A 21,980-nucleotide genomic window follows, 5' to 3' on the forward strand; every position below is an offset into this window, starting at 1 on the left:
TTCACCAGGGTACCCGCCTGATCCCTTGCGATTTTATTGCACCGGCACAAAGTCTCAATCCAATTGGTCAGCACCATCCGATCTTATTGTCTAACTTTTTTGCACAGACAGAAGCCCTGATGAACGGAAAAACGAAAGAACAGGTAGAAGAAGAATTAAAAAAAGAAGGTAAATCAGCAGAAGAGATTAAAAAAATCGCCCCCTTCAAAGTTTTTGAAGGCAACAGGCCAACCAATTCTATTTTACTCAAACGTGTAACACCTTATACGCTGGGCAGTCTAATCGCCATGTATGAACACAAAATATTTGTACAAGGCATCATTTGGAACATTTTCAGTTTTGACCAGTGGGGAGTGGAATTGGGCAAGCAATTGGCAAAAAGCATCCTGCCTGAGTTGAAAGACGACAAGGAAGTATCCAGCCACGATGCATCAACCAACGGATTGATCAATCAATACAAAAACTGGCGATAATCAACTAAACTCAATTATCATAAAACAACTGACTGATTTGCAATGAAACAAAATCTCTTATTAACGCTGGCCATTTCCGGTCTTTGCCTCAGTGCGTCTGCACAAAAGGTAAAGTACACCGAATATGACCTAAACAACGGTCTTCATGTGATCCTGCATGAAGACAAAACAGCGCCAGTGGTCGCTGTTTCTGTAATGTACCATGTCGGGTCTAAAGATGAGAACCCTGATAGAACGGGTTTTGCCCATTTTTTTGAGCACCTGTTGTTTGAAGGAAGCGACAACATGAAACGTGGTGATTTCATGAAAATTGTAAGCAGTAACGGCGGGCAGAACAATGCCAATACCACCCAGGACAGAACCTTCTATTATGAAGTATTCCCTTCCAATCAGCTGGAACTTGGCCTTTGGCTGGAAAGTGAACGCATGCTCCATCCAAAAATTGACGAAGCGGGTGTTAAAACCCAAAACGAGGTGGTAAAAGAGGAAAAACGCATGCGGATTGACAATAAACCTTACGGAAAGTTCGCAGAAAACATCTTCACCCATTTGTTTGAAGGCCATCCGTACAGCTGGCAGCCCATCGGTTCAATGGCCCATCTGGATGCAGCCAAACTTGGTGAATTCATCGCTTTCTTCAAAAAGTACTATGTACCAAACAATGCTGTCCTGACCATCGCAGGAGACATCGATCCCGAAAAAACCAAAGCACTGATCGCCAAATATTTTGATGAAGTTCCAAAAGGCGCTGAAGTGGTTAAACAAACTTTCGAGCTGAAACCCATCACCAAACAGATCATTGATACGACATACGATGCAAACATACAATTGCCAGCCATTATGTCTGCCTACCGCGTACCCGGTATGAAAAGCCGAGACAACAAGGTGCTTGAAATGGTCAGTTCCATTTTATCTGGTGGCGGCAGCTCCAGACTGAGAATGAAAATGGTGGATGAGAAAAAAACCGCTCTGGAAGTTGGGGCTTTCAACTATACCCTGGAAGACTATGGCGCTTATATAACCTTCGCCATTCCAAATAACAATACACCGCTAAACGATCTGCTTAAAGACATAGATGCAGAAATTCTTAACCTGCAAACCAACCTGATCAGTGAATCTGATTACAAAAAATTGCAGAACCAGTTTGAAAACGCCTATGTAAGTGCAAATACCAAAATGATCGGCGTTGCTGAAAACCTGGCCAACGGCTATACTTTTCACAACAAAAACACCAATGACATCAATGAAGAATTAGAGACTGTGAGGTCTATCACCCGGGAAGAGATCAGAGATGTTGCCCGCAAATACCTGAACAAAGACCAGCGTGTAGTCCTTTATTACCTACCTAAAAAATAGAATTTCTAACCATTTAAAGATGACCATGAAGAAGATATTCCTATTTGCACTGGCCGCAATATCCATACATACAGCCTCAGCGCAAAAACTAGACAGGAGCCAGAAACCAAAACCAGGCCCTGCACCCATCATTACCATTACAGATCCGGTAATCTATAAATTGCCAAACGGCATTACAGTATTAGTCGTTGAGAACCATAAATTACCAAAAGTATCTGCAAGCTACAGCATCGATGCAGGCCCGATCACAGAAGGCTCAAAAGCAGGTGTAACCGGCTTGTTGAGCGGCATGCTTGGAGAAGGTACAAGTACCAAAACCAAAGCGCAGTTTGATGAAGCTGTAGATCAGCTCGGCGCACAAGTATCCACCTCTGCCAGCGGAGGAAGTGCCTCTGCTCTGACCCGTTATTTCGACAGTGCGTTTTTGTTAATGGCAGATGCCATCAGAAACCCCTCTTTCCCTCAAGCTTCTTTTGACAAGCTGAAATCTCAAACCCTTACCGGTTTAAAATCAAATGAACGCAGTGCCAAAGCCATATCCGGAAGGGTAGTTAATGCACTTTCATACGGAAGCAAACACCCGTTTGGAGAATTTGAAACCGAACAAAGCATCAATTCGATCACGTTAGACGACGTAAAAGCCTCCTATAAAAAGTTGGTTACCCCTTCCAGAGGCTACCTGACCTTTGTAGGTGACATCAAACCAGAAGCAGCCAAGGCATTGGCCACAAAAGCTTTTGGAGACTGGAAAGGCAGCACACTCAGCCTCCCTGTACTGGCCAAAGTGAGCAATCCGGCAAAAACGGAAGTAGATGTGGTAGATGTACCTAATGCAGCCCAGGCTGAAATTACGGTAACCAATCTGATTGACTTACCGGTAAGTAGCCCGGATTACCATGCGGTTTTACTGGCCAATGAAATCCTGGGCGGTGGAGCCGATGCCAAACTGTTCCTTAACCTGAGAGAAAAACACGGCTTCACCTATGGCGCCTATTCCTCTACAGGTTCAGGTCGTTTCCAATCAGCCTTTAATGCAAATGCAGCGGTAAGAAATGAAAAAGTAGACAGCGCTGTAGTGGAATTCTTAAGGGAAATCAATATTATGCGCACAGAGAAAGTGAGCCCGGAAGTACTTCAAAGTGCAAAAAACCTGTATAACGGAACCTTTGCTCTTGGACTGGAAAACCCTGCACGTACCGCCAGCTTTGCAAGTAACATCCTGATCAATAACCTTCCAAAGGATTTTTACCGTACCTACCTGCAAAAAATCAACGCTGTTACTGCTGATGACATCCTTAGGGTGAGCAAGAAATACTTTGGACATGACGATGCTCGTGTGATCATCGTTGGTAAAGCAGACCAGTTTGTCCCTGCACTGCAGAAACGCGGATTTACAGTAAAATCGTTTGACAAATATGCAGTACCTGTTACAGCATCTGCCACACCTGCAGCAGTCAACAAATCAGCGGCTGAAATTCTCTCTAAATACATCAGTGCAATTGGTGGGGAAGCTGCATTAAAAAAAGTAAACTCTATTGTTCAAACTGCAGACTTTGAGATACAAGGACAAAAGCTGGCCCTAAACATCAAGCAACTGGCGCCAAACCTGGAAAGCAATGAAGTCTCAATGGGAGGAAACATTGTCATGAAAGAAGCTTTCAACGGAACATCAGGTTATCAAAGCCAGATGGGACAGAAAAAAGATCTGGGTGCTGAAGAACTTGCAGAAAAGAAAGCCAGAAAAGGCCTTTTTGATCAGCTTAACTACTCAGGAAACAAACTTGAAGTAACCGGAACTGCCAAAGTTGGACAAGCCGATGCCTATAAGCTGATCGTTACCTCTCCTTCTGGTCAAGCCACTACAGAGTACTATGATATTGCTACAGGCTACCTGGTAAAAGAAGAAAAAACAAGAAAAGCAAACGGAACTGACGTTAATCAGACGATTGAATACAGCGACTACCGCAAAGTAGACAATGTATTGCTTCCATTTAAAATGGTCCAATCTGTACAAACCCCTCAGGGCAGTCAGGAATTTGTGATCACGATAAAAGAGATCAAACTCAACACAGATCTGAAAGCTGCTGATTTCAATTAAACAGTACAATACTTTAAAAAGGGCGCCCAAAAGGCGCCTTTTTTGTTTACCTATCCCCCTGTATTTTAAACCATTCACGCAAAAAAATGTCTATATTCATAGTATAATCTTTATCAACATGAAAAGAATTCAAAATATATTAAGCATTTTGCTCATCGCATTGACCTTACCGGTTATTGCACAGACAGATAAAGCGACCACCCAACGGGTAGTACAAGATCAGGATTTCGTTTTTCAGGCCACCAGTGCCATGCCTATGGCCAACATGGATGTCAACCGGGTACTCAACAGAATGAACAATCCGGGAGGTGCTGGTAATATCAATTTAAGTGGATCTCAATATGACCTGACCATTAAAAAGGATAGTATAGTAGCCTACCTGCCTTATTATGGCCGGGCATATACCGCAACCATGAACCCAGACGATGCAGGAATAAAATTTAAGTCCAAAGACTTTACCTACACCAATACCAAAAAGAAAAAAGGCGGCTGGACCATTACCATTATTCCTAAAGACATAAAAGACAGTCAAAAAATGATTCTTGACGTATCGGAGAGCGGCTATGCCACGCTAAATGTGACCAACAACAACAGACAACCCATTTCTTTCTACGGGTACATCAGCGAGCCTAAAAAACCAAAAAAATAAGGCATTCAAAAAAGATAAATCTGTCCTCCCGGCAACAACCGGGACGGCAGATTATTTCTTCGGCACCAGTGAAATCTGGAACAGTTTATCGAATTTCTTTCCCGTCACAAAGAGTCTCTTTCCTTTTGCATCCCAGGCAATGCCATTTAGAACGTCTGTATTCGAAAATCTATCTTTTGCCGGAAGAATCCCGGTCAAATCAATATAACTCTCTACAACGCCCGTTAATGGGTTAATTATAGCAATTTTATCCGTCTGATAGATATTAGCGTACAGCTTACCGTCAATATATTCCAGCTCGTTCAGCTGATCTACCTGTCCTTTATTATCGTACACCTCAATAAAGCCTTCTTCCTGATAAGTATCCTTGTTTAAAAACCAGATCTTATTGGTCCCATCTGATTTCAAAAGCCTGTGCCCGTCATAAGTAAGGCCCCAGCCTTCACGGCTGTTCTGATACAAAAAGGTTCCTGTTTGCTTAAAGGTCTTGGCATCGTATACAAAACCCGTATTTTCCTGCCAGGTCAGCAAGATCACTTTGTCTCCCACCAGGGAAGATCCTTCTCCAAAATATTTTTTATCCAGGTTGATCTTTTGCAAAGCTTTGCCCGATTGCAGGTCTACCCACCTTAATGTAGAAAAACCATATTCTCCGGTACTTTCCAGGAATTTACCATCATGGAATTCAAGCCCCTGTGTATAAGAAGTAGTATCATGCGGAAACGTATTCACCACCTTATAGCCAAACTCAGTAGGCTTCAGGGCTGATTTCAATTCCATATTCACCGTCAATGTATCTTTACTTCCAGAATGTTCCACCACTGCAGAAACCAGCCTGTAGCCTAAAGGCAACTCTTTCGTATGCAAAGTAAATGCCTCTGCATTACTTTTCGAGCCCATGACCTTACCGTCTACCAGATAGGTTGCCGCTGTAACCTGTGTACCTGCAGGGACATCCAGTTCAATTTTAACATCTTCTCCCTGCCCTACTGCCTTACCCTGTTCAGGCGATTTAAAGCCTATGCTGGCCGCGCCTTTATCCTGTTTACAAGCGAAAGTAAAAGTAACGCCCATTGCCACGCAAAAAGCGAGTAGATTCTTTTTTATCCTAAGTTGGCCAAAATGCATCTTCTATATGATTTATCGTATAAAGTTCTTTATTTTCAAACACAATTGCAATGATGTCGAAACGAATCTCCCCCTGGTGGTTTTTCCGCTCTATATATTCCAGTGAAGCAAATTCCAGTTGTTTTTCCTTTTTCCAATCCACAAAATCTTCTGGTTCTCCATGCTCTGCAGAACGCCTGGTCTTCACCTCCACAAAAATGATCTGGTCCTCCCAGAAGGCAATCAAATCTATTTCTGCCCTGCCATAAACCCAGTTCTGCTCTAAAATCCTGTAGCCCTTCTTTTCCAGATAATCTTTAGCCAGGTCCTCGCCATATTTCCCAAGGTCAATGTGTTTCGCCATTATTTCAAAATTACAGAACCCAGGAACTTGGAGATTTCCCTTTCTACCCCTTTAATAAAAGAATAACGCTGCATCAGGATCTCCTGGTTCACCGCATCCTGCTCATTTTTGATTTCTTGCAGCAGATTTAACAAAATACGGTCTACCTTTCTTTTCTTCAGGTGAAAGATCCCACTCAGAATTGTTGCCTTTAAATTCACCGTCTCATCCCTGACGTAGATCTGGTGCTTATTGTACCAGTTCTCACTCAGGCTATAGGGCGAAGTAGATAAGGTAATGGCCAGGTTAACAATTTCCCTGTCCGGGTTTTTAATAAACTGGCTGGCGACAGGCAGATGCCCGTTCTCGATTTCTTCTTTATAGTGCGCAATGATCTTCGCACACACGCCATCTTCAAAAGTAACGTCAGACAGATTCTGCATAATAAAAGAGCCAATATACATGTTGTCAATATTGTCCCAGCTCACCAGCTCATGGCCAAAGGTCAGCAGCAACCGCACAATTTCCTGCTCCTGAAGAATGTCGGTCTCATTTCTGCTTTCCACCGGCTCGGCAGGAACACCTGGTGCACCATCTTCAAAAAGATTATCCGGCGGGCCATCTTCATAAGGTGAAGCAGAGGGCGAGGGCGTTGAAGGTGCAGATTTCTTGAACTTTGCCGCCCGCATTTTGTTCAGCTCCGAAAGTAAAATCCTTTCCTCTACCTGGAGCAGGTGACTACATTCCCGGATAAAAACAGAAGCCTTGATGTCGTCCGGGATCTTCGCAATACTCTCTACAATATCCCGGATAATACCCGCTCTTTTAATCGGATCATTTCCAGCTTCCTTAAGCAGGGTATTGGCCTTGTACAGGATAAAATCCTTGCGGTTATTCTCAATATATTCCTTAAAAGCACCCGAACCTACATGGTGCATATAAGAATCCGGATCATGTCCATCCGGAAAGTTGACCACTTTTACATTCAGCCCCTCCTCCAGGATCATGTCTAATCCCCTCAGAGAAGCCTTTATACCCGCTGCATCCCCATCATATAAGATGGTCACATTTTGTGTAAAACGACTGATCAGCCTGATCTGTTCTGTAGTTAAAGAGGTTCCCGAAGAAGCCACTACGTTTTCCACACCAGCCTGATGCACAGACAATACATCCGCATAACCCTCTACCAGATAGCAGTTGTCCGTATCCCGGATGGCCTTTTTAGCATGAAAAAGACCATACAGCACATTGGATTTGTGGTAAATATCACTCTCCGGTGAGTTGACATATTTAGGAACCTTTTTATCGGTTTTTAAAGTCCTTCCGCCAAAGCCTATAATTCGGCCGGTAAAGTTATGGATGGGAAACATTACCCGCCCTCTGAACCTGTCATAGAGTTTCCCTTTATCGTTACGGATCGATAAACCCACACGTTCCAGGTACTCTTCTTTGTGCCCGCTGTTTACCGCTTTAAGCGTCAGCGCATCCCATACATCAGGAGAATAACCCAGTTCAAACTTCTTGATGATGTCTTCCCTGAAGCCCCGCTCCTTAAAATAACTTAAACCAATAGCCCTTCCATCGGCCCCTGTCCAAAGTTCATTGGCAAAGAAGCCGGCCGCGAACTGTGAAACCACATATAAAGTTTCCCTTGCATTCTGTGCTTCCAGATTTTGCGGAGACTGTACAGTTTCTTCAACCTCTATGTTATATTTCTGAGCCAGGTATTTTAAAGCCTCGGGATAAGAATACTTCTCGTGGTCCATAATAAAATGGACAGAATCTCCTCCCTTACCACAACCAAAGCATTTATAAATTCCCTTGGTTACAGAAACATTAAAAGAAGGCGTTTTCTCATTGTGAAAAGGACAATTGCCAATTAAGCTCGTACCGCGCTTCTTCAAGGCCACAAAGTCACCAACCACCTCCTCAATACGAGCGGTGTCCATGATCTTGTCTATGGTAGCCTGGTTAATCATTTATTAAATTCTTTATTTCATTCATTCATTTAAATCTTATTCTGATCTTTCTTAATGAAATCCAGGTCCTGGAAATCATAACTAAAATCAGTAAGTGGAGAAATCGCCTCCATCTTCATCCTTGTAGCTTTACCATCTTTGTCTAAAGAAAAGATCGCAAATGCATCTGCATTCATGCTTCTTTGCACCCATTTCACCACAAAGGTATTTCCTTTATAAAACAACATCTCTCCTCCCAATTTAGGAGAGTTTAAAGACTGGAACCAGAGTTTCCCATCTCGTTGCTGAATCTGCACCTCGCCAAACCAGGAATCTCTAAAAAGCCCTTCATACCGACTTAAATCCGGCTTTTCCGAGTTCTTCTTTTGTTGTAGTTTAATAGCATCCCATACAGCTTCAGTTACTTTTTTACCCTCTGCTTCATTCTGTTCTTCCAATTCTTTATAGGACTTGATGCGATCCTTTTTCTTAATCCCAAAATAACTATCCTTAATGGAATTGGTAATAGAAGTAAATGCATAACCGGACTCCTGGTTGGTCAGAACAATGATTCCGAGTTTCATTTCCGGGATCAAAGTGACCTGAGAAACAATTCCACTTAATCCTCCTGTATGTTCTACCTCCAGGTAACCATTTTCATCACTCAGGAACCAACCCAGGCCATAACTTCTGAAATGGTTCCTATAATTACCACCTCCAGGCATAATAGTTTGTGGAGACCACATTTCTTCGTGTACTTCCGAACTGAATAATTTTTTAGCCAGACTTTCTCCATATTTCCCACCGTTCATCTGCATGATGACCCACTTACTCAATTCATCAGCATTGGTCCATATACCTCCTGCCGCATTAGAAATCTCCGGAAAACCTTTACTGATCACCTTGAGCTTTCCATCTACAGGAGCATGTGCATCAATAGAATTTGCTTTATCCTTCAAACGCGGATAAGAAGCCGCACTATAATTCATTCCCAATGGCCTCATGATCCTGGTTTCAATAAATTCCTCCCAACTCATCCCGGAAACCTTTGCCAATACCTCTCCCGCAACAATATACAACAGATTATCGTAATCAAACTTGGTCCTAAAAGCAGATACAGGCTTCAGGTATCGCAAATTATGGATCAATTCGTTTTTTGTTACCCGGTTTGAATCCGGAAAGATCATCAGATCACCAGCGCCTAAACCAAGTCCGCTCCTATGGGTCAGCAAATCTCTTACCGTAAATTCCTGGGTCACATAAGGATTGTACATCTTAAATCCAGGGATCAGATCTACCACCTTATCATCCCATTTCAGCTTTCCTTCATCTACTAATATGCCTAATCCCGCAGCTGTAAAGGCCTTACTGTTGGAAGCTATACCGAAAAAAGTGTTTTCATTGACTGGCTCTTTTGTATTTAAAGAACGAACGCCATAGCCCTTACTATGAATCACTTTCCCATCTTTTACAATAGCTACAGCTATTCCGGGAACATCAAAGGTAACCAGTGTTTTCTGGACCAGGCTATCAACCTGGCTGGAGCTCAATTGCGCATTTACCGCAAAGTTAAACAGCAATAAGGCCGCCAAACCCATGATTTTGTTTTTATTCATAGCAAAAGTACTGCCTTATAAAGTTATAAAAAATCCCTCTTCTTTGTTATTTACCCAAATGATAGTCTTTTTGTAAAACCAGCACACTTGCACGTTCCTGTTTCTTCAAGGGTACATTCCAATTACCCTGATAGCTAATTTTAGCAGGTAATTTCTCTTCTCCAAAATAGCGCATCTCGATATTCATTTGCACATCAAAATCGAAAAGCATATTGCTGTACTTCATATCTACATACCTACCTAGAATTTCAAAATTCCGCTTGTCAAAAATGGTGGTCAGTTCTTTAATCATCAAACCGCCTTTGGTCCAACTGCTCAAGTCTGGCTTTACCGTCACTTTAAAGCGGTAAACCGGGATAGAATCCAGGTAAGTCCCGCTGAAAAAAGCGTAATCATAATACTGACGCATATTGGCGGTAAAGATCTCCGTTTTATCGCCAATAAATGGCAAGCCCTTTACCGGCCTGCCAGGTGAAAAGATCAGTGTTTTCAACTTCTCTTTATACCCTGCATTAGCGCCCGCTGCTTTACCAACTACTGAAGGCCCATTGGTATAAGCCGACTGATAAGCATTCATAAAGATATAATCGAACATCTCTGCAGTATACAGTTCGTATTTTCCGTTCTTTTTAAACAAGTGGCCAGTATCCTGCTTAACCAGATACTCCAGCCAGGGGGCCGATGTTTGTCTTTTCATCTTCCTGTACAAACGCCCTGTTACCTTATTTTTCTTATCGTAGGTATAAATGCTGTTTTCCGCTGTAAAAGCATACTTTTTCATGTTGCGGAAAGCCTGATAAAAACTGGTATCGGTAGTTACCGCACGAATAAAAGTCTCCACATTCAAGCGCTCTGCAGTAATGTTTACTGTAGAATCAAGCTGTATGGTTTTAATTGTATCCGCAGTAAAACGTTGAATTTCCTGATTATACCCTTTTAAGCTCCACAGCAATAGCAGTATAAACAGACTATATCTCATAAAAAGCCAATTAGTTCCCCAATTGCTTTAATGCAATATAAGCCATCAAACCTGTTGAAACCTTTAGTGCGTCTTCATCCACATCAAAATTAGGGTGGTGTACAGAATAGGTCGTTCCTTTTTCTGCATTACCCGTACCTAGCCTGTAAAAACAAGCATCAGTAGCCTGTGAATAATAAGCGAAATCTTCCGCAGCCATCCAGATGTCCAGGTCAAGCACATTTTCCTTGCCCAGGTAATCTTCTGCATAAGCACGCGCATTATCGGTCAGTACCGGCTCATTCACCAGGAAAGGATAGCCATTCATAATCTTAAATTCACAACTTCCACCCATACTTTCTGCAATTCCTTCGGCCATTTTTTTCATCAAACGCTTTGCTTCCGCACGCCATTCCTCATTCAGGGTTCTGAAGGTTCCCTCCAGTTTCACCTCATTTGGAATAATATTCGTTGCCCCGTTAGCGATCACCTTTCCGAAAGAAAGCACCGAAGGCAAACGCGGATCTGCGTTCCTGCTCACAATCTGCTGCAGGGCCACAATGATATGAGAAGCAATCAACACCGGATCTATATTTTGGTGAGGTTGCGCTCCATGTCCGCCTTTTCCAGTGACCGTAACATACAATTCATCTGTAGAAGCCATATAGATTCCCGAACGGAAACCCACTTTTCCAGCATCAATAAAAGGCATTACATGCTGACCAATGATATGATCAGGCTTAGGGTTTTCCAATACCCCTTCTTTAATCATAATGCTTGCTCCACCGGGCAGTAATTCTTCTCCAGGCTGGAAGATCAGTTTAATTGTTCCGGCAAACGCTGCTTTAAGCTGGTTCAGAATATAAGCCGTTCCTAATAACGAAGAGGTATGCACATCATGACCACAGGCATGCATCACCCCTTTATTCTTAGAAACATAAGGTTTGTCATTCGCTTCATGAATAGGCAAGGCATCCATATCTGCACGCAGTGCAATCACCTGATCAGAAGGCAAATCTCCTTTAATGATACCGACTACACCTGTATTGGCCATAGTTGTAAAGGGAATGCCCCAGGATTTCAATTTATGCTGCACAAATAAAGAGGTTTCAAATTCCTTAAAAGAGAGTTCCGGATTGGCATGTAAATGTCTGCGTGAAGCCACCACTTCATCAAAGATATGAGCGGCCTGTTCTTGTATCTGATCTTTAATCATCATTGCTGTAATCTAAAGTAGGGGCATTAATTTTTTCTCTGAAAATGAAAAGCGTTGGAAAATTAGGCCGGAGCGCATTCATAAGACGTTGCGCTTCCAGACGTGTCCTGAAATCTCCCACCCTCAGATAATAATTGGGTTCCCTGTAGGTAATATAGGTATTTAATTTAGGATAAAGGGTTTTAAACCTGGCTTGCTCCCGGAAGGTCTCTCTTCGGTCGGAACCGTAGAAAACCTGCACTCTATATCCCATCTGCGCCACAACAGGTCCGGTTCTTTTGATCGTCGCAGGAGCTGTCTTTTTACTAAGTTCCAGTCTTTTCTCAATCATGCTGTCAATCAGCGGATCTTTAATAATAATGACCTCACCTTTCTTCTGGGCAAATACAGGAACACATAACAAACAAAACAAACAGGTATAAACTACTTTCATTTAAATTAGGTTTTCACAGTGCTGAAGCTTATATAAGCAATGCTTTTTAATGCAGGCTTATACAGGTTTCATGAAAAGGCTATAAAAAAAGAATGCCGAATTTCTTACAAAACTCGGCATTCTATATGTTTATTACAAATTACAATCCTGCGCCATGGCAATTCTTGTATTTTTTGCCGCTTCCGCAAGGACAAGGCTCATTTCTGCCAATTGTAACCTCTTTACGTACCGGTTGCTGAGGCACTTGTTCCCGGGTATCTTCCATTACCGCTTCGCCACCGCCTTGCTGAAACTCAGGCTTAGACATTTTTAAACGGCTGGGAGCAGGTCTTGGCGCCTGCGGGGCACGAAGGTCTTCTGCTTCCTGATGCACAGGAATACCACCTTTATACAAAAAACTCACCACCTCTTTATTAACCGCATTCAGCATGTTTTTAAACAGGTTAAAAGCTTCCATTTTATAGATAACCAATGGATCTTTTTGCTCGTATACCGCATTCTGTACAGATTGCTTCAACTCATCCATTTCACGCAAATGCTCTTTCCAGGACTCATCAATTAAGCCCAAAACAATTGTTTTTTCGAAAGCTTTGGTCACTTCGCGGCCATTGTTGTCAATAGCTGCTTTTAAATTCACAGGAACCTGGATGCTACGTAAACCATCAGTAAACGGAATCACAATCTGTTCAATATGCTCTCCGCGTTCTTCAAACACCTGATGCAATACCGGCATGGCCTGATTGATCATGCCTTCCGATTTCCTGGCGTAGAAAGCTGCAGCCTCTTCAAACAACTTATCCGTTAAAGTATGGATATTTCTTGCACTGAAATCCGCTTCTGTAATTGACGTATCCAGGGAGAAGTTTTTGATCACTTCCAGTTTAAAGCCTTCGTAGTTTCCTTCTTCTTTATATTCTGTAACGATATCTTCTGCAACGTCGAACACCATATTGTTCATGTCTACATCCAAACGCTCTCCAAACAAAGCATTTCTGCGTTTTGCATAGATCACAGAACGCTGAGAGTTCATCACATCATCATATTCCAGCAAGCGCTTACGAATACCGAAGTTGTTTTCCTCCACTTTTTTCTGTGCACGTTCAATAGATTTGGTGATCATAGAATGCTGGATCACTTCTCCATCTTCAATACCCATTTTCACCATGATGTTAGAGATTCTTTCAGAACCAAACAAACGCATCAGGTTGTCTTCAAGGGATACGAAGAACTGAGAAGAACCCGGATCACCCTGACGTCCGGCACGACCGCGCAGCTGTCTGTCTACACGACGGGACTCATGACGCTCGGTACCTACAATCGCCAGACCACCGGCTTCTTTAACACCAGGCCCAAGCTTGATATCCGTACCACGACCCGCCATGTTGGTGGCAATGGTTACTTGTCCGGCCTGACCAGCTTCAGCAACAATATCTGCTTCCTTCTGGTGCATTTTCGCATTCAGTACATTATGTTTGATACCACGCAGTTTCAGCATACGGCTCAGCAATTCTGAGATCTCTACCGAAGTGGTACCTACCAGTACCGGACGTCCAGCCTGAGTAAGCTGAACAATTTCTTCTGCCACTGCATTATATTTTTCACGAATGGTGCGGTATACATAATCCTGATGATCTTTTCTGGAGATCACCCGGTTTGTTGGAATTTCTACCACATCCAGTTTGTAGATAGACCAGAACTCCCCAGCTTCTGTTGTCGCTGTACCCGTCATACCGCAAAGTTTGTGGTACATCCGGAAAAAGTTCTGTAAAGTCACCGTCGCATAAGTTTGCGAAGCATCTTCTACCTTTACATTTTCTTTAGCTTCAATAGCCTGGTGCAAACCATCAGAATACCGACGGCCATCCATAATACGGCCTGTCTGCTCATCTACGATTTTAATTTTACCTTCATCAATAATGTATTCAACATCAATCTCAAATAAGGTATAGGCTTTCAGCAACTGGTTTACCGAGTGGATACGCTCTGCCTTGATGGAATAATCACGCATCAGCTCATCTTTTCTGGCAATTTTTTCTTCACTGCTCAAAGTTGATTTCTCAATATCAGCAATCTCTGTACCCACATCAGGCAAAACAAAGAAATGAGGATCCTCACCAGATTTGGTGATCAGTTCAATACCTTTTTCCGTAAGCTCTACCTGGTTGTTTTTCTCATCGATATAGAAATACAGTTCAGAGTCTACCTTAGGCATGTTCTTAGACTGATCTGCCATATAATGATTCTCCGTTTTCAACAAGGTTTGTTTTACACTACCTTCACTTAAAAACTTGATCAGTGCTTTATTTTTTGGCAAACCACGGTGTGCTCTTAACAGCGCCAATCCACCTTCACCCTCTTCGGTTCCGGCTTTACCATCATTGATTAATTTTTTAGCTTCATTTAAAGCTTTGGTTACATATTCTTTTTGTGCATTAACCAGACGCTCAATCCTTGGTTTCAATTCATGAAACTCGTGCTGATCTCCAAAAGGAACTGGTCCTGAAATGATCAAAGGGGTACGGGCATCATCAATCAAAACGGAATCGACCTCATCCACCATGGCAAAATGCAGCTTGCGCTGTACCAGCTGGCCAGGTTCCTGCGACATATTGTCACGCAGGTAGTCAAAACCAAATTCATTATTGGTACCATAAGTAATATCCGCCAGATAAGCTTTTCTGCGTTCCGGAGAGTTTGGCTCATGTCTGTCAATACAGTCTACCGCCAGACCATGGAATTCAAATAAAGGACCATTCCACTCCGAGTCACGACGGGCCAGGTAATCATTCACTGTAACGATATGCACACCTTGCCCGGCCAAAGCATTCAGATAGGCAGGAAGTGTACTTACCAGGGTTTTACCCTCACCAGTAGCCATCTCTGCAATTTTACCGCTATGTAATACAATACCACCGATCAGCTGAACATCATAATGTACCATATTCCATACCACCTCATTACCGGCTGCATCCCAATGGTTAGCCCATATGGCTTTATCCCCTTCAATTTTCACATTGCTCTTTCTTGCCGCATAATCCCGGTCAAACTGGGTTGCAGTTACTTCCAGAAACTGGTTTTCAGAGAAACGTCTGGAGGTTTCCTTCACTACAGCAAAAGCTTGCGGAAGGATATCAGACAATACCACTTCGAGTTCTTTATCCCGGTCTTTGATCAGCGCATCGATCTGATCATACAAAGCTGTCTTTTCAGCCAATGACAATTCAGATTGCTCTGCATCTGCTTTAAGTCCGCCAATTTTACCGTCTATGTCTGCTAATGCTTTAGCAATAACATCTTTAAAATAGACTGTTTTATTCCTTAATTCATCATTAGATAATGCTGAAAGCTTAGCGTATTCCTCATTGATCTTGATGACGATTGGCTGTATGGCTTTAATATCTCTTTCTGATTTGCTTCCAAATACCTTGGTTAAAAATCCTAACATTTCTTTATGCTTGTGTTTATTTATTTTAAAATCATCAAATTACAACAACCAAGCCACAGCAAACTATAAGTCAGATTGGCAGTTGTCGGGCGCTAAAATTACAAAATATCCTGTACTTTGCTTTAGTCTAATGACTTTATTTAACATTCTTTCTTTAGAGGTAAAGAAAAACCGGCATACCAATTAATCTTTTAGTTCAGAAGCCAATCGTTTTAACTTGTTCAGCTCTTCCAGATTGGTTTTAAAGCCGTACCATTGCTTCTTGTTTAGGTAGCCCATTCTTTTGGCGGCCAAATAAACCACAGCGATCATAACCAAAGGCAGGAATACCTGGGCCAAACTGTGCCAGACATCCTCACGTTCCAGTTTTCTGGGCAAAAAGGTCAAAGGGATCAGGATACTGCTGGAAACAAAAACAAGCACCACCAGGGAGAACAAAAACCGTTGAGGTTTACAGTAAGCTTTAATGACCTCATCAAGGTACATCTGCGGACTTTGCAAATAGAGGTCGGCACGCTTCAGTCCGGCACGGGCGTATAGTAATAAAACGAGCACCACGATAAAACAAGCCAGCAGGAGTAAAAGTGGTATGAACTGTAGTGAATAGGTATAATCGAAAGCATTGCCCAATATAAGCGCAACAAAACAGAGCGCATAAAATCCGGCCATACAGATCCCGTAAATATAACTCTTCTGTATCCTGGATACCACAGAGCCGGATTTTTCCCTCACCATACGGGCAATCGCTCCCTCTTCAATATCGGCCGTGGTTTTCACCTGGTTACCATAAGCATTCCATGCTCCTTTCATCTCATCTAAGTTCATTTTCTGCAGTTTTAATGATGCCTTCCAGCTTTATTTTTATCCGGTTAATTTTCACGCCGGCATTCGTTTTGGTGATCCCCATAATTTCACCGATCTCCTGGTAACTTTTTTCTTCTAAATAAAGTAAGATAACCGCCTTTTCAATCTGACTAAGCTGTCCAATAGCTTGCTTTAACAAACCCATATGTTCATGACCGCCGGCATTGGAATCCAGGTCAGGGATCTCAAATTCAGCACTGGAAATGGTTCTTTGCGGAGGGATCTTTTTTTCCTTTCTAAAATTGGTAATGGCTGTATTCAATGCAATCCGATACATCCAGGTACTCCATTTAGCTTCGTTTCTAAAGGAGGGAAAGGATTTCCAAAGCTGTAAAACAATTTCCTGAAAAAGATCTTTCTGGTACTCCTTGTCCTGACAGTAGAGCTGACATACTTTATAAATAATCCCACGATGTTTGTTTATCATTTCGATAAATACCTTATCCATCACTTTTAATTTTTACAGTAAGTCGTCAGCACCGCACTTAAAATTACATCTCTTCATCCTATTATTTCTAATATCTGGAAATTATAGGTCCCGGCACCTGGTGCTTTTAATGTAAAACTTTAACTATAATAATTTAGTTAAAGCGGTATATTTGCTGAAAACCACAAAATATACAACATAGATGAATATCTTACTATTAGGTTCTGGCGGCAGAGAAAGCGCTTTGGCTTGGAAAATGAGCCAGTCCGTTCAATGTGAACAACTCTTCATTGCACCTGGAAATGGCGGAACTTCTGTTTACGGAAAAAACGTCAACATCAGTCCGAACAACTTTCCTGCAGTAAAAGACCTGGTCCTGAAGGAAAAAATAGACATGGTTGTGGTGGGACCTGAAGACCCGCTGGTCAATGGTATTCATGATTTCTTCCTTGCAGATGAAAGTCTTGCCGCGATTCCCGTAATTGGTCCTAAAAAAGAAGGCGCAATCCTGGAAGGCAGCAAAGATTTTTCCAAACAATTTATGGCACGCCACGGTATCCCTACGCCTGGATCAAAGTCTTTCACCAAGGAAAGCCTGGAAAACGGCCTGGCTTATCTGGAAACACATAGCTTCCCGGTGGTTTTGAAAGCTGACGGTTTGGCCGCAGGTAAAGGGGTTTTGATTATAGACAATCTGGCCGAAGCTCAGGAAGAACTTAAACTGATGCTTAGTGGTAAGTTCGGCGATGCCGGAACAACTGTTGTTATAGAAGAGTTTTTAACGGGGATCGAACTTTCTGTGTTTGTATTAACAGACGGAGAAAATTATGTGATCTTACCGGAAGCGAAAGACTACAAGCGCATTGGTCAGGGCGATACGGGTTTGAATACCGGCGGAATGGGTTCGGTTTCTCCTGTTCCCTTTGCGGATGAGAAATTCCTGGCTGAGGTAGAAAAGACCATCATCATTCCAACTATTAATGGTTTGAAGAAAGACAAAATAGACTATACTGGTTTCATTTTCTTTGGTTTGTTCAAAGTGGGTGATCAACCAATGATTATTGAGTACAACTGCAGAATGGGCGATCCGGAAACGGAAAGCGTTATGCCTCGTATTGAAAACGACCTGGTAGAACTATTCCAGGCTACAGCTCAAAGAAAACTAAAGGATGTAAAAATCCGCATCAGTCCTAAAAATGCAGCAACCGTAATGATCGTTGCTGGTGGATATCCCGGTGCCTACGAGAAAGGCAAAAGCATCAGCGGATTGGATAATGTCAGACAATCGACTGTATTTCATGCAGGAACCCTTTCTGAAGGAGGTATCATTAAAAGTAACGGCGGCCGTGTACTGGCAGTGACCAGCTTGCAGGACAGCCAGTTTGAAGCCTTGCAATCTGCAACAGCAGATGCGGCGCGCATTTATTTTGATGGGAAATACTTCCGGGAAGATATCGGGTTTGACCTGATGTAATTATACAAAAAAATCTAAACGAAGCCTGCTGCCAAAAAGCGGGTTTTGTTTTTTAAAGCCAATCCAGGTTTTACCAGGAACGGAACAGGTGTGCTGGAAGTGAATTGTTCGGAAAATTCTGTACTGCCGCTTCAAGACTAACGATATCAGGCGGCTGAAGAAGCCGCAGATCTCTGAGGTCTTTCCGCAGCATACGAAAATTTTCCGTAGCAAATTGCAGAGGGAGGGTAGTGACCGGACAGGGTGCAAACCAGGACTATACGGTCTTCCTACGCGCCATGCCTGGACTCCCCCTCCAGCTAAGCGCCTAAAAAAAACAATATTACTCAGAGGGACCTCAGCTTTCAAAGCAGCTCGCACAGCGAGGCGCAGAAAGCGTAGTCTACGAAGAGTAATATTGTTTTTTCAACAAACTTTTACCCAAACCTACCTTCTCTTATGCACGATTTCATTTTATTCTGGTCCCTTCCGGTCACATTTTTATTATTTAACGCTCTATACATGCCACTTAGCTCCTGTCTTTAGAAAAGACATCAAACACTTCGCAAAAATAATGTATTTTGGTACTTCGTAGAGGCGGCTGCCACTTCCTCTATTTTTCTATCTAAATGAACGCATATTGATATGATGCCTGTGAGTATGGTTACCGGACCTTTAAAACCGGAAATTCTTCGCGAGGAAACCCTGGCAGATTTGTTTCGGGAAACGGCTAAAAAACATGCGCAGCACACAGCGCTGATTTTTAACCAGACTTCCCTTTCCTACGCTGAACTGGATCAGTGGAGCGATGCTGTTGCTCAATTTTTAAATCAGCAAGGGATTGGAAAAGGAGCTAAGGTAGGTATATGGTGGCCTCGCGGCCTCGAATTGCATGTGGCTATCCTGGGTATCATTAAGGCAGGGGCAGCTTACGTCCCCTTAGACCGGGAAATGCCTGCAGAAAGGGTGGAACTGGTAATGAGCGAAGTAGGTGCTGCAGCCTGTTTCTGTGAACATCAGATCAACGCCGGCTGCTTACAGTTGGAAGTCCCACAGCCTGGAGCAGAGAAAAATGCAGAGGCTACACTTGCGAGTGGTGGTATTGCTGCCGGGCCTGATGATGATGCTTATGTCCTGTATACCTCCGGCAGTACCGGAAAGCCTAAAGGAATTCCTATTACGCACCGCCAGATCTGTCATCTGGTCCGTGCCGAACAATATATTTTTAATATCCTGCCGGCAGACAAAGTATACCAGGGTTTTTCTGTATCCTTTGACATGTGGTGTGAAGAAACCTGGGTAAGCTACCTTGCCGGGGCTACACTTTGGATAGCCGACAATACGACGTCCAAGGCTATTGATGAACTCAGTGATACACTGCGTAAACAAGGCATCACCATCTTGCACGCGGTACCCAGCCTGCTGGCCGTTGTGGAAGATACCATCCCCTCCATCAGGCTTATCAATGCCGGAGGAGAGGCTTGTACACCACAGGTATTGGCCCGATGGGCAACGCCTTCCCGAAGATTCTTTAACAGTTACGGACCTACCGAAACAACCGTATCAGCCACCATGGCTGAATTGCATCCGGGCGACAACATCACTATAGGATTGCCTATTCCCAATTATGGCCTTGCGGTTGTAGATGAGCAATACAATCCTGTACCACTTGGAGAACGGGGAGAATTGGTCATCTCTGGACCGGGGGTCTCCAATGGTTATGTAAATCTTCCGGAACTTACCGCAGAGAAATTTTTGAATAAACCAGAGCCGCTGGTCCTGATGCCTGGAGACCGGATTTACCGCACCGGCGATGCTGCCACCATCAATACCGACGGAAGTATTGACTTTCTTGGCCGGCTGGATGACCAGATCAAACTCAGAGGCTACCGGATTGAACTGGGAGAAATTGAAAGCCGGTTAAACGCACTTCAAGGGGTATCCTCCGCGGCCGTAGCCGTAAAAAAAGACAGCAATGACCAGGATCAACTGGTAGGCTACCTGGTTCCTGATGGTACCATCAATTTAGACGATGCACTGATCCGGCTGGAACTGGCCAAATTCCTGCCACCTTATATGGTTCCAGGTACGATAGCCATTCTCTCAGAAATGCCCCGGATGCCCAGTGGAAAAGTGAACAGGAAAGCGCTTCCTGTACCAGAAGCCATGCTGAGTACACCCGCAGACCTTTCCGGGGAAACACTGGATGTAAATGCCCCATTGCCAGACCGGGTGCTCGCCATGCTCAGGAAGATTTTTCCAGGCAGAGACATTGGCCTTGATCTTGATTTTTTTACGGACTTAGGTGGACATTCCCTTTTGGCGGCAGCCTTTATTTCCAAGCTCCGCAACGACTGCAATATTCCCTATGCCTCATTAAAAGACGTTTATACACACCGTCCGCTCAGTAGCCTGGTCCATGTATGGGAATCGGTTCCGCAACAAGCGCCGCCAAAGCAAAGTATCTTTAACAAAATACCACGATGGAGATACCTTACCTGCTGGTTTGCACAGAGCATTTCCCTGCTGCTCATCTATGGATTGTTTGCTATACAAATATTTGTTCCTTATCTGGGCTATTATTATGTACGGGAAAGTACAGAAAAACTGTCCTATGGAATTGTCACTGCACTAGGTCTTTATTGCCTGATTCCACCCTTTTTCACTTCCCTGAGTATTTTAGTGAAACGGCTGGTCATCGGGAAGATCCGTGCCGGGGATTATCCGCTTTGGGGAAGTTATTATTTCCGCTGGTGGTTTGTGAAAACCATACAAGCTTTAATTCCTACCCAGTTTATGAACGGAACGCCAATTTATCCGGTGTATCTGCGTATGCTTGGTGTTAAAGTGGCTCCCTCTGCACAACTCAGTTCATTAACCATTGGCGCAGAAGATCTGCTCACCATAGGAGAAGATGTCAGCATCAGTTCTCAGGTGGTTTTTAACAATGCAGTTGTGGAAGATGGCTGGCTGAAACTCCGCAGCATTCATATTGGAGACCACGCCTATATTGGCAGCAGCGCCATTATTTCTGCCGATGCCACTGTAGAAGAATGGGGAGAACTTCAGGATTTGAGCCACTTGCAATCCGGGCAAAAAATAGGCGCACGTGAAGTCTGGAAAGGCAGCCCTGCCCAGCTTAAAGAAACCAAAACCATGGATGAGCTTCCTCAGCCCTTACTGGTCACTGCGGCTAAACGCAGCTTGTACAGTTTTATTTTTACAGTGCTGCTGATCCTTTTCCCAGTCATTATTTTATTGCCCCTGTTGCCTACCATACTGGTTTTAAATGCGATGGATGATGCAGCGCCAGATTACAATTTCAATTATATGATCACTGTGCCCCTGCTGGCCATTTCTTATATCATTTTATATGCTTTTGAAACCATAGCGGTGACCAGATTGCTGCAACATGGCATCAAACCAGGAAAGCATTCCATTTACAGCGTTTTCTATATTCGTAAATGGCTGGCAGACCAGTTGATGTCCTTGAGTCTGATTGTGATGCATCCTATCTATGCCACCGTTTTCGTAGCGCCATTTTTCAGACTACTGGGTGCAAAAGTGGGTAAGAATACAGAAAT

Annotated in this window: 15 protein-coding genes and 1 pseudogene; 6 read left to right on the forward strand and 10 right to left on the reverse strand. The window is 43.3% G+C overall.

The window, feature by feature from the left end:
* The 4 genes and pseudogenes from pgi to VNZ46_RS20180 form a co-directional block, all read left to right on the forward strand.
* Positions 1 to 473 (forward strand): annotated as a pseudogene (gene pgi / locus VNZ46_RS20165) (glucose-6-phosphate isomerase); the annotation flags it as partial.
* A gap of 42 nt (positions 474 to 515) precedes the next feature.
* Positions 516 to 1,829 (forward strand): pitrilysin family protein, encoded by a 1,314-nt coding sequence (locus tag VNZ46_RS20170; RefSeq protein WP_325561978.1) that lies wholly within the window; start codon positions 516 to 518, stop codon positions 1,827 to 1,829.
* 25 nt (positions 1,830 to 1,854) lie between these two features.
* Positions 1,855 to 3,927 carry an insulinase family protein gene (locus VNZ46_RS20175; protein ID WP_325561980.1) on the forward strand — a complete coding sequence of 691 codons (2,073 nt, stop codon included), beginning with the start codon at positions 1,855 to 1,857 and terminating at the stop codon, positions 3,925 to 3,927.
* Positions 3,928 to 4,045: 118 nt separating this feature from the next.
* Positions 4,046 to 4,576 carry a DUF4251 domain-containing protein gene (locus VNZ46_RS20180; RefSeq protein WP_325561982.1) on the forward strand — a complete coding sequence of 177 codons (531 nt, stop codon included), beginning with the start codon at positions 4,046 to 4,048 and terminating at the stop codon, positions 4,574 to 4,576.
* A 51-nt stretch (positions 4,577 to 4,627) separates the two neighbouring features.
* Here VNZ46_RS20180 and VNZ46_RS20185 read toward each other — a convergent pair whose 3' ends face one another.
* The 10 genes from VNZ46_RS20185 to VNZ46_RS20230 all read right to left on the reverse strand — a co-directional run bounded on the left by VNZ46_RS20185 (position 4,628) and on the right by VNZ46_RS20230 (position 16,964).
* The gene (locus VNZ46_RS20185) at positions 4,628 to 5,704 is read right to left on the reverse strand and encodes a glutaminyl-peptide cyclotransferase (protein WP_325561984.1); all 1,077 of its coding nucleotides are present in this window, start codon (positions 5,702 to 5,704) and stop codon (positions 4,628 to 4,630) included.
* Entirely contained in the window at positions 5,685 to 6,047 is a 363-nt protein-coding gene (locus tag VNZ46_RS20190) for a YraN family protein (protein ID WP_325561986.1), read from the reverse strand. Before VNZ46_RS20190 ends, VNZ46_RS20185 begins: the two co-directional genes overlap by 20 nt.
* A complete protein-coding gene (dnaG, locus tag VNZ46_RS20195; RefSeq protein ID WP_133783529.1) occupies positions 6,047 to 8,005 on the reverse strand; it encodes a DNA primase in 1,959 nt (652 codons plus the stop codon). Before dnaG ends, VNZ46_RS20190 begins: the two co-directional genes overlap by 1 nt.
* Before the next feature lie 29 nt (positions 8,006 to 8,034).
* Positions 8,035 to 9,600 carry a serine hydrolase gene (locus VNZ46_RS20200; RefSeq protein ID WP_325561989.1) on the reverse strand — a complete coding sequence of 522 codons (1,566 nt, stop codon included), beginning with the start codon at positions 9,598 to 9,600 and terminating at the stop codon, positions 8,035 to 8,037.
* A gap of 46 nt (positions 9,601 to 9,646) precedes the next feature.
* Positions 9,647 to 10,579, reverse strand: coding sequence for a hypothetical protein (locus tag VNZ46_RS20205; protein ID WP_325561991.1), 933 nt, complete (start codon positions 10,577 to 10,579; stop codon positions 9,647 to 9,649).
* A gap of 10 nt (positions 10,580 to 10,589) precedes the next feature.
* Entirely contained in the window at positions 10,590 to 11,774 is a 1,185-nt protein-coding gene (locus VNZ46_RS20210) for an amidohydrolase (protein WP_325562005.1), read from the reverse strand.
* Positions 11,767 to 12,207, reverse strand: a complete 441-nt coding sequence (locus VNZ46_RS20215) for an SPOR domain-containing protein (RefSeq protein WP_316835701.1) — start codon at positions 12,205 to 12,207, stop codon at positions 11,767 to 11,769. Before VNZ46_RS20215 ends, VNZ46_RS20210 begins: the two co-directional genes overlap by 8 nt.
* Before the next feature lie 139 nt (positions 12,208 to 12,346).
* The gene (secA, locus tag VNZ46_RS20220; protein ID WP_325561995.1) at positions 12,347 to 15,652 is read right to left on the reverse strand and encodes a preprotein translocase subunit SecA; all 3,306 of its coding nucleotides are present in this window, start codon (positions 15,650 to 15,652) and stop codon (positions 12,347 to 12,349) included.
* 183 nt (positions 15,653 to 15,835) lie between these two features.
* Positions 15,836 to 16,477 (reverse strand): hypothetical protein, encoded by a 642-nt coding sequence (locus VNZ46_RS20225; RefSeq protein WP_325561997.1) that lies wholly within the window; start codon positions 16,475 to 16,477, stop codon positions 15,836 to 15,838.
* Positions 16,464 to 16,964 carry a sigma-70 family RNA polymerase sigma factor gene (locus VNZ46_RS20230; RefSeq protein WP_325561999.1) on the reverse strand — a complete coding sequence of 167 codons (501 nt, stop codon included), beginning with the start codon at positions 16,962 to 16,964 and terminating at the stop codon, positions 16,464 to 16,466. The genes VNZ46_RS20225 and VNZ46_RS20230 overlap by 14 nt, the downstream gene beginning before the upstream one ends.
* Positions 16,965 to 17,145: 181 nt before the next feature.
* Between VNZ46_RS20230 and purD the strand changes: the two genes are divergently transcribed.
* A complete protein-coding gene (gene purD / locus VNZ46_RS20235) occupies positions 17,146 to 18,417 on the forward strand; it encodes a phosphoribosylamine--glycine ligase (protein WP_325562001.1) in 1,272 nt (423 codons plus the stop codon).
* A 624-nt stretch (positions 18,418 to 19,041) separates the two neighbouring features.
* Positions 19,042 to 21,980: amino acid adenylation domain-containing protein (locus tag VNZ46_RS20240; RefSeq protein ID WP_325562003.1), on the forward strand; the 2,939-nt coding region annotated here is incomplete at its 3' end.

Origin of the sequence: Pedobacter sp., from assembly GCF_035566355.1 — a bacterium.
Taxonomy (GTDB): Bacteria; Bacteroidota; Bacteroidia; order Sphingobacteriales; family Sphingobacteriaceae; genus Pedobacter.